The organism is Streptomyces sp. NBC_00669 (assembly GCF_036226785.1).
Lineage (GTDB): Bacteria > Actinomycetota > Actinomycetes > Streptomycetales > Streptomycetaceae > Actinacidiphila.
Genome location: NZ_CP109018.1, coordinates 4642730 through 4655008, shown reverse-complemented (window position 1 = coordinate 4655008; position 12279 = coordinate 4642730). Strand labels below are relative to the sequence as shown.

Annotated in this window: 8 protein-coding genes; 3 read left to right on the top strand and 5 right to left on the bottom strand. The window is 71.8% G+C overall.

Annotated elements, in window-relative coordinates; genetic code table 11:
- Positions 1 to 91: 91 nt before the first annotated feature.
- On the bottom strand, positions 92 to 991 hold the full coding sequence (locus OG896_RS19310; protein WP_329367069.1) for an LLM class flavin-dependent oxidoreductase: 900 nt from the start codon (positions 989 to 991) through the stop codon (positions 92 to 94).
- A 393-nt stretch (positions 992 to 1384) separates the two neighbouring features.
- Here OG896_RS19310 and OG896_RS19305 point away from each other — a divergent pair, with 393 nt between their 5' ends.
- Positions 1385 to 1975, top strand: a complete 591-nt coding sequence (locus tag OG896_RS19305) for a DUF6344 domain-containing protein (protein WP_329367067.1) — start codon at positions 1385 to 1387, stop codon at positions 1973 to 1975.
- 450 nt (positions 1976 to 2425) lie between these two features.
- Positions 2426 to 3283: a Cof-type HAD-IIB family hydrolase gene (locus tag OG896_RS19300; protein WP_329374136.1), complete on the top strand. Its 858-nt coding sequence runs from the start codon at positions 2426 to 2428 to the stop codon at positions 3281 to 3283.
- Positions 3284 to 3349: 66 nt separating this feature from the next.
- Here OG896_RS19300 and cydD read toward each other — a convergent pair whose 3' ends face one another.
- The 4 genes from cydD to hisC all read right to left on the bottom strand — a co-directional run bounded on the left by cydD (position 3350) and on the right by hisC (position 10744).
- Positions 3350 to 6862: a thiol reductant ABC exporter subunit CydD gene (gene cydD, locus OG896_RS19295; protein ID WP_329367065.1), complete on the bottom strand. Its 3513-nt coding sequence runs from the start codon at positions 6860 to 6862 to the stop codon at positions 3350 to 3352.
- Positions 6863 to 6929: 67 nt separating this feature from the next.
- Complete coding sequence (gene cydB / locus OG896_RS19290; protein WP_329367063.1) at positions 6930 to 7934, bottom strand: cytochrome d ubiquinol oxidase subunit II; 1005 nt, start codon at positions 7932 to 7934, stop codon at positions 6930 to 6932.
- Positions 7935 to 7967: 33 nt separating this feature from the next.
- On the bottom strand, positions 7968 to 9500 hold the full coding sequence (locus OG896_RS19285) for a cytochrome ubiquinol oxidase subunit I (RefSeq protein ID WP_329367061.1): 1533 nt from the start codon (positions 9498 to 9500) through the stop codon (positions 7968 to 7970).
- Positions 9501 to 9652: 152 nt separating this feature from the next.
- Positions 9653 to 10744: a histidinol-phosphate transaminase gene (gene hisC, locus OG896_RS19280; protein ID WP_329367059.1), complete on the bottom strand. Its 1092-nt coding sequence runs from the start codon at positions 10742 to 10744 to the stop codon at positions 9653 to 9655.
- A gap of 286 nt (positions 10745 to 11030) precedes the next feature.
- On the opposite strand from hisC, the gene OG896_RS19275 reads away from it, so the two are divergent.
- The gene (locus tag OG896_RS19275; RefSeq protein ID WP_328466513.1) at positions 11031 to 12137 is read left to right on the top strand and encodes a LacI family DNA-binding transcriptional regulator; all 1107 of its coding nucleotides are present in this window, start codon (positions 11031 to 11033) and stop codon (positions 12135 to 12137) included.
- Positions 12138 to 12279 lie beyond the last annotated feature (142 nt).

Sequence of the window (12279 nt, the reverse complement as noted above, 5' to 3'; positions counted from 1 at the left end):
CGGTGCGGCGCCGTCCCGGGCTCCACGGCACGACGTCGGGCCGCCACGTGCCGCGGTGGTGGCGGTCCGGTCGGCACGCGCGGCGGGCGGCTCAGCCGAGCTGACCCGGTGCCTCGATCGCGATCTGCTCGAAGATCGCATGGTCGTAGCCGAAGTCGGAGTCCGGGATCGGCCAGTGCACGACGATCTCGTCGATCCCGGCCTCGGCGTGCCGCCCGGCGAAGTCCACGAAGGCGTCCAGCGAGCTGAACGGAGCGGCCCGGTCCGGAGTGAAGCCGGTCAGCAGCACCTTGGGCACGCCGGCCGGCTCGCGGGCGGCGTCCCGCAGCGCCGAGCCGAGCCGCTCGATCTGGCCGCGGATCGCCGCCAGCGACTCCTCCGGCGTCCCCGTCTCGTAAAGCGCCGGGTCACCCGTGGTCACCCACGCCTGGCCGTACTTCGCAGCCAGCCGCATGCCCCGTGGTCCGGTGGCCGCCACCGCGAACGGCAGCCGCGGCGTCTGCACGCAGCCGGGGATGTTCCGCGCCTCGACGGCGGAGTAGTAGCTGCCCCCGAAGGTGATGTCGCCCTGGGTGAGCAGCCGGTCGAGCAGTTCCACGAACTCCGCGAACCGGTCCGCCCGTTCGCGCGGCGACCACTCCTCCTGCCCCAGCACCAGCGCGTCGAACCCGGTCCCGCCGGACCCGATCCCCAACGTCACCCGCCCGTCGCTGACGTCGTCGAGCGTCATCAGCTCCTTCGCGAGCGTCACCGGATGCCGGAAGTTCGGCGAGGTCACCATCGTGCCGAGCCGGATCGTCGACGTCACCCCGGCGGCAGCGGTCAACGTCGGGATCGCCCCGTACCAGGGCCCGTCCCGGAACGTCCGCCACGACAGGTGGTCATAGGTGTAGGCCGCGTGGAACCCCAGCTCCTCCGCCCCCTCCCACACCTTCCGACCCTCGGTCCAGCGGTAGATCGGCAGAATCACAGTGCTCAGGCGCATGCTCATGCGGCAGAGCCTACGGGTGGGGATCGATCCGATCCGGTAAGTACGAGGCCCGCCCTGGATCTCCCTGGGAGCGGGCGGATACGGCGCCGCCGGTGGGCAACCGGCGAGGGTCCGGGCCCGGATCTTCGGTGCCGGTGTGCCGGGCGGGTGAACGTCGTGTCGGGCTCGCCGAAAAACCTGGTCGGAGCCGTCGTCGGCGGCCTGGGACAAGGGCTGTGCGGGCAGGGCGCCCGCCTCCCGGACCCTGGTCCGGAATGCCGTGGTTGCACCATCCGGGTGGCGTTGATGTGAATATCGCCGAACCCGAGGTGCGGCTCCACGCATTGTGTGCTCGTTTCCGCATCATCGGATTAGTCAGTTCACCGCATGACGAGAACAGGAAGCGAGAGGTCGATGGCTGCCGACATCAAGACGTTCTGGGGCGCGCTGCTCAGCGTGCTGCTCAAGTGCATCGCCGCGTTGGGATTCGCCACTCCGGACCGCACCGCGGCCCGTCGGCAGGCTGTCGCCGCCGACATCACCGCCGCCACCGTCGAGAACACCGCGCGGGCCGCGGTGGGGACACGAGCGGAGGTGGCGGCGGGTGCCCCGACAAGTACGGTGCCGGCCCCGGTCGGCCCGCCGGCGCCGCCGAAGCGCCGAGGAGCGGGCGCCCGCATCCCCGCACCGCGTGCGGCCGAGTCGCGCCTGGTGCGCAGGAGCCGGGGCCGGACGCTGCCGCCCACCATGAAGCAGCGGATCGGCGCCGAAGCACACGGCACCTCGCCCAGTGCCCGCAGCCTGCGCACCGCCGACGGGCTGGACGAGTTCGGTGACCTCGGTGCCCTCGCCGCCGCGGCCGGCGCACCCGCTGCCGCCGCGTCGACCGGTTCGACCGGTTCGACCGCCTCCACCGACCTCGGTGCCCAGTCGCACCGCGAGAACGCCCCGAGCCGGTCCGGCGCCGCGCAGGCCACCCGCGAGCTCTTCACCCGCGCCGCCTGATCCAGCGCCTTTTCACCCGATGAACGCGTTCGACCCGATTCACCCGCAAAAACCCTTCGTGGCAACGCGGTTGTCCCCTCGACGGACACCGGCCACGGCTTGAACCAGCGGCTCCGCTGAGCGGATCTGCGCACCACCGAGCGGGACAAGGTTGCGGTGCGGAAGGATGGGGCAGTGACCCCAGCCACCGAGCCAGCCGAGTCTTCCGACGCCCGCCACCGGCCCGAGGCCCACACGGACCCCAGGACCGGGCCCGAGAACCACCAGCAGAACCAGCGCGACAACCAGCAGAACAAGCAGCAGAACCAGCAGGACACGCAGGACGACAGGCACGACGGACCCGGCCGACAGAGCCGGCACGACGAGCACGACGAGCACGACAGGCACGAGCACCACCAGCAGCACCACCAACAGACTTACGAAAAGACCTTCACCGACCCCGGACCGCGGCTGATCGCCACCGATCTGGACGGCACGCTGCTGCGGGACGACAAGACGATCTCGCAGCGGACGACCGCCGCCCTGGCCGCCGCCGAGGACGCAGGCGTCGAGGTCTTCTTCGTCACCGGCCGCCCCCTGCGCTGGATGGGCGTGGTCGCCCAGCACCTCGCCGGGCACGGTATGGCCATCGTCGCGAACGGTGCCGCGGTCTACGACCTGCGGGCCGGCACGCTGATCGAGGCGTTCCCGCTGCCCGAGGACGACGCGCTGGCGATCGCGCACGCGCTGCGTGCGGCGGTCCCCGGTACGACCTTCGCGGTCGAGCGCACCTTCGGCTTCCGGCGTGAGCCCGACTATCCGGCGATCGAAGCCGACAGTTCCGTGCCCCGCGCGGGCATCGAGGAACTCCTGGCCGCCGACCGCGCCCAGCCGCTGCTGAAACTGCTGGCCAAGCACCCTTCCCTCGACCCGGACGAGTTCCTCGCCATCGCGCTCACGGTGGCAGGCGGGCACGGCGAGGTCACCCGCTCCAGCGAGTCCGCCCTGCTGGAGATCAGCGGCACGGGTGTCAGCAAGGCCACCACCTTGGCCAAGTGCTGCGCCGAACGCGGGGTGACCGCCGCCGAGGTGGTCGCCTTCGGTGACATGCCGAACGACCTGGCGATGCTGAGCTGGGCCGGCACGTCCTACGCCGTCGCCAACGCCCATCCGCAGGTGCTGGCGACCACCACGTACCGCACCGAGTCCAACGACGACGACGGTGTGGCCCGCGTCATCGAACGCGTCCTCGCCGCCCGCGCCGAACGCGCCGAACGCGCTGCTCTCGAACGCGACCCCGTCGACCTCCCGCGCCGCGACCTGCGCTGACCGGACGGCCCGAATCGCCCGGACAGCCCGGACAGCCCGGACAGCCCGGCCCGCGCAGCCCCGGGGTCAGACCCCCACCGGCTCCCGGGCGGCACGGGCCGTCTCCGTGCTCCGCTCCCGTTCCAGGGTGCGGCGGAACGGCCCTTCGACGGCGGCCAGTTCGTCGTACCCGCCGCGCTGCACGACGCGCCCGCCGGACAGCACCACGACCTCGTCCACGGCGCCGTCCGCGAGCCCGGCCAGGCGGTGGGTGATCAGCACGGTCGTACGGCCGCGGGTGGCCGCCAGCAGATCGGCGGTGAGGGCGTCCGCGGTGGGCAGGTCCAGGTGCTCCGCGGGTTCGTCGAGGACGAGGACGGGGAAGTCGGCCAGCAGCGCGCGGGCCAGCGCGAGCCGCTGCCGCATGCCCCCGGACAGCCGGGCGCCGTGCTCACCGACCTCCGCGTCCAGGTCGAGTTCGAGCCGTGCCGCGGCCAGCGCCTCCCGCAGCTCGCCGTCGGGTGCGCCGGGCCTGGCCAGCCGCAGGTTCTCCCGCACGGTGCTGGCGAACACATGCGCGTCCTGCGCGCACAGACCGACCAGCCGCCGCACCTCGTCGCCGTCGAGCGCCGCGGCGTCCTCGCCGGCCAGCGTGTACGAACCCCGCTCCGCGTCGAGGAACCGCAGCAGCACGTGCGCCAGGGTGGTCTTGCCCGCGCCCGACGGCCCGACGACCGCGATCCGGCGGCCTGGCGTCAGGGTCAGGTCGACGCCGTCCAGCGCGGGCCGCTCCTGGCCGGGGTGACGAGCGGTCAGCCCGCTCAGCACCAGCGGATACGGCGTCTCGGGGACCTGCCGCGGCCGCTCGGGCTCCTGTACGGGCACAGGCGCGTCCAGCACGTCCCGTACGCGCTGTGCCGCCCTGCGGCTGCGCTGCCGCTGCTGGGCGGCCGACGGCAGCCCTGCGACGGCCTCGAAGGCGGCGAGCGGGAGCAGCACGAGTACGGCGAGCACGACGCCGTGCAGTTGGTGCGCGGCGACCGCCCGCACACCCACCCAGGCGCATCCGGTGACCGTAAGGCCGGTGACCAGTGCGGTGAGTCCGGCGCCGAGCGCGGTGGCGGCGGCCGAGCGGGCCGTGATCCGGCGCAGCGTCAGGTCGGCGTCGGCGGCCCGGGCGCGCCGCCCGGGCAGGGCGCCCGCCACGGTCAGCTCGGCGGTGCCGGTGAACAGCCCGAGCACCCGGGTGGACAGCTCGCCCCTGGCGGGCGCGAGTCGGTCCTCGGTTCGGCGGGCCACCGCCACGGACAGCGCGGGCACGGCCACGCCCGCGAGGAGCAGTCCCGCGCCGAGCACGGCACCGGCCGCGGGCAGCAGCCACCCGGTGAAGGCGGCCGCACCGATCCCAGTCGCCGCCGCGGTCACGGCGGGCAGCAGCCAACGCAGGTAGTGGTCCTGGACGCCGTCCACGTCGGCGACCAGCCGCGAGAGCAGGTCACCACGACCGGTGCGGCCGAGCCCGGCGGGCGCCAGCCGCTCCAGCCTGCGGAAGACGGCGACCCGTACGCCGCCGAGTGCGCGGAAGACCGCGTCGTGGCCGACCAGCCGCTCCCCGTACCGGAAGGCGGCGCGACCGATGCCGAAGGTACGGGTCGCGGTGACGGCGACCATCAGGTAGAGCACGGGCGGCTGCTGGGCGGCGCGGCTGATCAGCCAGCCCGAGGTACCCATCAGGCCGACCGCGCAGCCGAGGGCGAGGACCCCGAGCGCGCAGGCACCCGCGAACCGGACCCGGAATCCGCGGGTCTCGCGGGCCTCGACGAAAGCGCCGATGCCCCGAAGGCGCCTGCCGGGGGCCGGATCGTCGAAGGGTGCCGCGGCCGGCTCAGCCGCTGCCACGGCCTGCGACGGCTCGGACGAGGACGCCGCCTGGGGCGGCTCGGAGACCGTGCGAAGCGCGGACTGCGCAGGTCCCGCCGCGGCAAGGGACTGGACCTGGTCGGCCAGCGGCAGCAGAGCGGGGCGGTGCGCGATGAGCAGGACCGTGCGGGTGGCGGACAGTTCGCGCAGGGCCGCGACGACCTCGGCCTCGGTGTCCCCGTCCAGGTTGGCGGTGGGCTCGTCGAGCAGCAGCAGGGGCCGGTCGGCGAGGAAGGCGCGGGCCAGGGCGAGCCGTTGCCGCTGACCGGCCGACAGTCCCGCGCCGTCCTCCCCGATGACGTCGTCGGGAGCGGCGAACCCGGCCACCCCGGCGGCGGCCAGTGCGGACCGTACCTCCGCCTCGCTCGCGTCGGGCCGGGCCAGCCGCACGTTCTCCGCGACGGTCCCGGCGAACAGGTGCGGCCGCTGCGGCACCCAGGCGATCTGCCGGTGCCAGGAGGCTCGGTCGATGTCGGCGAGGTCGATCCCGTCCACGAGGATGCGCCCGGTGGACGGCTGGACGAAGCCGAGCAGGGCCCGCAGCAGCGTGGACTTGCCCACGCCGCTCGGCCCGGTGACGGCGACCGTCCGGCCGGGCGCGAGTTCCAGCGTGGTCCGGGCCAACCGCCCGTCCCGCGCCACCTCGACGCCCTCGACGAGGACCGTGGCCTTCCGCAGGTCGGGCGCGGGCACCCGGCCGGCATCCGTGGCCGAGGCGCCCGGGAGCGCGGTCTCCAGCACCTCGAAGACCTCCTCCGCCGCCGCCAGCCCCTCTGCCGCCGCGTGGTACTGAGCACCCACCTGCCGCAGCGGCAGATACGCCTCCGGAGCGAGCACCAGGACCAGCAGCCCGGTGCGCAGGTCGAGTTCGCCGTGCACCAGCCGCATGCCGATGCCGATGGCGACCAGCGCGACCGAGATGGTGGCGAGCAGTTCCAGCACGAAGGACGAGAGGAAGGCGATCCGCAGGGTGCGCAGGGTGGCCCGCCGGTAGTCGTCGGTGATCTTCCGGATGTTGTCGGCCTGTGCCTTGGCCCGGCCGAAGACCTTCAGCGTGGGCAGTCCGGCGACCACGTCGAGAAAGTGCCCGGACAGCCGCGCAAGCAGCCGCCATTGGCGGTCCATCCGGTCCCGGGTCGCCCACCCGACCAGCGCCATGAACAGCGGCACCAGCGGCAGCGTCACCACGATGGTGACCGCGGAGATCCAGTCCGCGGTGGCGATCCGGGCCAGCACCACCAGCGGCACGACCGCGGCGAGCCCGAGTTGCGGCAGGTAGCGGGAGAAGTAGTCGTCGAGTGCGTCCACCCCGCGGGTGGCGAGCGTGGTCAGCTCGCCGCCGCGCTGCCCGGTCAGCCAGTTCGGGCCGAGCGCGGTGGCATGAGCGAGCAGCCGCTGCCGTAGCTGCGACTTGACCGCCGCGCCGGCCCGGTGCGCGCACAGTTCGGTGAGCCAGGCCACCAGCGCCCGTCCCACCGCCACCGCGGCCAGCGCGATCAGGTCGCCGCGCAACGCACCCACCCCGCGGCCCTGCTGGAAGCCGCCGACCACCACGTCGGCGATCAGCACCGCTTGGGCGACCATCAGCCCGGCCCCCGCCAGGCCCAGCAACACCGAGCCGGCGAGAAAGATCCGAGTGGTCCGCGCGTACCGCAGCAGTCGGGGATCGATCGGTTTCACGTGGAACATCCCCTTTCGTGTTTCACGTGGAACATGAGCAGAGGTGGCTTGACCTGGCGGGACATGATCAGTGCGCCGCTTCCGCGATGTGCTGGGTGCCGATCCGCTTGCGGAAGACCCAGTACGTCCAGCCCTGGTAGAGCATCACCAGCGGAGTCGCGATGGCCGCGCACCAGGTCATGATCCGCAGCGTGTACGGGGTCGCGGAGGCGTTGCCGACGGTCAGGCTCCACGCGCCGTTCAGCGAGGACGGCATCACGTCCGGGAAAAGCGAGAGGAAGAACATCGCGATGGTGGCGGCGATCGTCACCCCGGAGAAGGCGAACGACCAGCCCTCCCGCCCGGCGCGGTTCGCGACGAGCGCGGCGAGCATCGCCACGAGGGCGACCACCAGGGCGGGCAGGCTGCGGGCGCCGCCGCTGTGCACCTGCGTCCAGACCAGGAAGACCGCCGCAAGCACCGCCGTGACCAGGCCGACCCTGGTGGCCATCGCCCGGGCCCGGTCCCGGATCGGCCCGACCGTCTTCAACGCGGTGAACACCGCGCCGTGGAAGGTGAATAGCGCCAGCGTGACCAGCCCGCCGAGCAGCGCATAGCCGCCGAGCAGGTCCCCCAGGTTGCCCACGTACTCCTTGTTCGCGTCGATCTTCACGCCCCGCACGATGTTGGCGAACGCCACCCCCCACAGCACGGCGGGCAGTAGCGAGGTCCAGAAGATCGCGTGCTCCCAGTTGCGCTGCCAGCGCTCCTCGGGTCGCTTGGCGCGGTACTCGAACGCGACCCCGCGGACGATCAGGCAGACCAGGATCAGCAGCAGCGGCAGGTAGAAGCCGGAGAAGAGCGTGGCGTACCAGTCCGGGAAGGCCGCGAAGGTGGCGCCGCCCGCGCTGAGCAGCCACACCTCGTTGCCGTCCCAGACCGGCCCGATCGTGTTGATCAGCACCCGCCGCTCGGTGCGGTCGCGGGCGAGCAGCTTGGTGAGCACGCCGACCCCGAAGTCGAAGCCCTCCAGGAAGAAGTAGCCCGTCCACAGGATGGCGATGATGACGAACCAGACATCGTGCAGATGCATGTCCCGTATCCCTTCCGTTCCGTCGTCAGTCCGTCAGTACGAGAAGGCCATCGGCCGGTCGGCGTCCGTGGACGCGCCGGCGCTGTCGCCTCCGGGACCGCCGCCGATCCTGGTCGGGGGGTTCAGGTCGGCCTCGGTGAGCTCGGGCGGTCCCTGCTTGGCGTACTTCACCAGCAGCCGGACCTCGACCACCGCGAGCAGCCCGTAGAGCAGCGTGAAGACGATCAGCGAGGTCAGCACATAGCCGACGGACACCCCGGGGGAGACCGCGTCCTTGGTGCGCAGCACGCCGTAGACCACCCAGGGCTGGCGGCCGGTCTCGGTGAAGATCCAGCCCCAGGAGTTGGCGATCAGCGGGAAGACCATGGTCAGCAGGGCGATCCGCCAGTACCAGCGGGACAGCCGCGAGCCGAGCCCGAGGGTGCGGGTGAGCATCAGATGCGGCACCTCGTCCTCGCCGGTCCGCCGATCCGGCGCGAGCCAGAAACGGCGGCGGGTCAGCCACAGCCCGGCCGCACCGACCCCGATGGAGACCACCCCGAAGCCGATCATCCAGCGGAAGCCCCAGTACTCGACCGGGATGTTCGGCCGGTAGTCGCCGGGACCGTACTTCTTCTGCTCGGCCTTGTTCACGTCGTTGATGCCGCCGACGTAGCTGGTGAAGTCGTCGGTGGCGAGGAAGGAGAGCAGGTTGGGGATGTCGATGGCGACCTCGTTGTGCCCCTTGTTGACGTCGCCGACCGCGAAGACCGAGAAGGGCGCGCCTTTCTGGCCGTCCCACAGCGCCTCGGCCGCGGCCATCTTCATCGGCTGCTGCTTGAACATCACCTTGCCGAGGGTGTCGCCGCTGATCGCGGTGAGCGCCCCGGCGACCACCGCGACGACCAGCGCCATCCTCAGCGAGGAGCGCATCACCGCGATGTGCTGCTTGCGGGCCAGGTGGTAGGCGGCGATGCCGATCATGAACGCGGCACCGGTGAGGAAGGCCGCGGACATGATGTGGAAGAACTGCGCGAGCGCGGTGTTCTGGGTGAGCACCGCCCAGAAGTCGGTGAGTTCGGCCCGCTTGGTCTTCGGGTTGTAGTGGTAGCCGACCGGGTGCTGCATCCAGGAGTTGGCGGCCAGGATGAAGTACGCGGACAGGATGGTGCCGATCGACACCATCCAGATGCAGCCGAGGTGGATGCGTTTGGGCAGCTTGTCCCAGCCGAAGATCCACAGGCCGATGAAGGTCGACTCGAAGAAGAACGCGATCAGCGCCTCGAAGGCGAGCGGCGCGCCGAAGACATCGCCGACGAAGCGTGAGTAGTCAGACCAGTTCATACCGAACTGGAACTCCTGCACGATCCCGGTCACCACGCCCATGGCGATGTTGATCAGGAAGAGCTTGCCCCAGAACTTGGTGGCTCCGAGGTACTTCTCCTTGCCGGTGCGCACCCAGGCGGTCTGCAGTGCCGCGGTGAGCGCGGAGAGCGAGATCGTCAGGGGGACGAAGAGGAAGTGGTAGACGGTCGTCACGCCGAACTGCCACCGGGCGACGCTCAGTGGCTCCAAAGCGAGCTGCACGATACGTCTCCTTTACTGCCGATACGCGTTCTGCTTGTGAACGTGAACTCATTCACAAGGAGTATCGCGCACATGCGTTCGCCCCCTGCCACCGGGGGGTGAGAGGGGGCGAATTAGCAGGTCAAAGCACTTTTTACCCGGTGGGGCTCCGGCTACAGCTCCTTGCGGAACGCCTCAGCGGTCCGCAGCATGATGTCGTTGGCCTCGGTCTCCCCGATCGTGATCCGCACCCCCTCGGCACCGAACGGCCGGACCGTCACACCCGCCCGCTCGCAGGCCGCCGCGAAGTCCGCGGTGCGCTCCCCCAGCCGCAACCACACGAAGTTCGCCTGCGTCTCGGGCACCGTCCAACCCTGATCGGCCAGCGCCGCGGCGACCCGGGCGCGCTCCACGACCAGACCCGCGACCCGCTCCAGCAGCGCCGGCTCGGCCCGCAGGCTGGCGATCGCCGCGTCCTGCGCCAGCTGGCTCACCCCGAACGGCACCGCGGTCTTCCGCAGCGCCTCGGCCACCGGCTCATGCGCGATCGCGAAACCGATCCGCAGCCCGGCCAGGCCGTACGCCTTGGAGAAGGTGCGCAGCACCGCGACGTTCGGGCGGTCACGGTAGAGGTCGACGCCGTCGGGCACGTCGGGGTCAGTGTTGAACTCGCGGTACGCCTCGTCCAGGACGACCAGCACATCGGCCGGCACCCGGTCCAGGAAGCGCTCCAGTTCCGCCCGGCGCACCACGGTGCCGGTCGGGTTGTTCGGGTTGCAGACGAAGATCAGCCGGGTCCGGTCGGTGATCGCGGCCGCCATCGCGTCCAGGTCGTGCACCTCGGCCGCGTCCAGCGGCACTTGCACCGCCCGGGCACCACTGATCTGGGTGATGATCGGATACGCCTCGAACGACCGCCAGGCGTAGATCACCTCGTCGCCCGGCCCCGAGGTCACCTGGAGCAGTTGCTGGGCCACGCCGACCGAGCCGGTGCCGGTGGCGATGTGTCCGACCGGTACGTCGAACCGCGTCGCCAGTTCCGCGGTCAGCGCGGCACAGGACAGGTCGGGATAGCGGTTGAAGGAGGCCGCGGCGGCGGCCGCCGCCTCCAGCACGCCGGGCAGCGGGGGATACGGGTTCTCGTTCGAGGACAGCTTGAAGGCGGGCCCCGAGGCGCCGTCCTCCTCCGTGGCCGGGGGTCGCCCGGGCTTGTACGTCGGGATGCCGTCCAGTTCCGCGCGCAGCTTGGGGGTGGTCATGGCCACACCCTACGAGGGCCGCCGCGAACGGGGGAGGTGCGCTACGTCACCGTGCGCGCTGGTAGCGCGCGCCCTGGCGCGCGTCCCCCGTAGGAGTGAGTTGCCGACAGCGATCTCGGCGGACCAATGGCCGGGCGAAGACCGCCACCGGGCCGCTATCCGCCCGGCCTGCCGCCCTGCCGCCTGCATATTCCACCTTGCATACGGCTTTGGATCTTGCAGAAACCGTTCTTCCTGAGGCCCCCATGGCTGGCAGCCGTACGGACCAGTGCCGCCCTACTATCGGCTCGCCATGACAGCAGCAGGGAATCACCAGGCGAGCCGACCCATCGGACGCCGGCTGGAGCGCGCGGGGATCAGGGACGTCGCCGCCGCCGCCGGCGTCTCGATCACGACTGTCTCCGACGCGCTCAACGGCAAGGGCCGACTACCGGACACCACCAGGCGCCATGTCCGCGAGGTCGCCGACCGGCTGGGCTACCGCCCGTCGGCCGCCGCCCGCACTCTGCGCACGGGAAGATCGGGCCTGATCGGCCTGACAGTGACGACATACGGCGAAGAACCGTTCACCTTCACCGAGTTCGCGTACTTCGCGGAGATGGCCAGAGCCGCCACCTCCGCCGCGCTGGCCCGCGGGTACGCCCTGGTCATCCTGCCCGCCTCCTCCCGGCACGACGTGTGGGGCAACGTGGCGCTGGACGGCACCGTGGTGATCGACCCGTCCGACCAGGACCCGGTGGTCGGCGAACTCGTACGACAGGGCGTGCCGGTGGTCAGCGACGGCCGCCCGGCCGGCAGCCTGCCGGTGCACGCCTGGGTGGACAACGACCACGAAGAGGCCGTGCTCGGCATCCTCGACCACCTCGCCGCGGCCGGCGCCCGCAGGATCGGGCTGCTCACCGGCACCAGCACCGACACGTACACCCGGCTGTCCACCACGGCCTACCTGGAATGGTGCGAACGCGTCGGCCAGGAACCGGTGTACGAGGCGTACCCCGCCCACGATCCCTGCGCGGGAGCCGTCGCCGCGGACCGGTTACTCGCCCGTCCGGACCGCCCCGACGCCGTGCACGGACTCTTCGACCCCAACGGCACCGACCTGCTCGCCGCCGCCCGCCGCTACGGCCTGCGCGTCCCCGACGACCTGCTGCTGGTGTGCTGCAGCGAGAGCGGCGGCTACGCGGGCACCGACCCGCCGATCACCACGCTGTCACTGCAGCCGCGACGGATCGGTACCGCCGTCGTCCAGCTGCTGATCGACGCGATCGAGGGGATCGGGCCCAACCATCCCGTGCAGCAGGTCATGCCGACCGAGCTGATCGTGCGGGCGTCCTCGCAGCGGCGGGCGCACCGCACCACCGTCAGCCCACCGCGCGGTCCGGCCCGTGATGAGGCATGAACCACGGGACGCCGCCGCGCACCGCCGCGGATCGCCCGCAGAATGCCACGTACCGCCGATCAGTGCCGAACGCCGCTCGCTTCGCGTCCATCGCCGCGCCTCGCCCGACACGGGAGGGTGCGGCGGCACGGACGGCAGGCGC

Coding starts and splice junctions, on each gene's coding strand:
- OG896_RS19310 (WP_329367069.1), bottom strand. CDS start 991: ATGAGCATGCGCCTGAGCACTGTGATTCTGCCGATCTACCGCTGGACC.
- OG896_RS19305 (WP_329367067.1), top strand. CDS start 1,385: ATGGCTGCCGACATCAAGACGTTCTGGGGCGCGCTGCTCAGCGTGCTG.
- cydB (WP_329367063.1), bottom strand. CDS start 7,934: ATGCATCTGCACGATGTCTGGTTCGTCATCATCGCCATCCTGTGGACG.
- OG896_RS19275 (WP_328466513.1), top strand. CDS start 11,031: ATGACAGCAGCAGGGAATCACCAGGCGAGCCGACCCATCGGACGCCGG.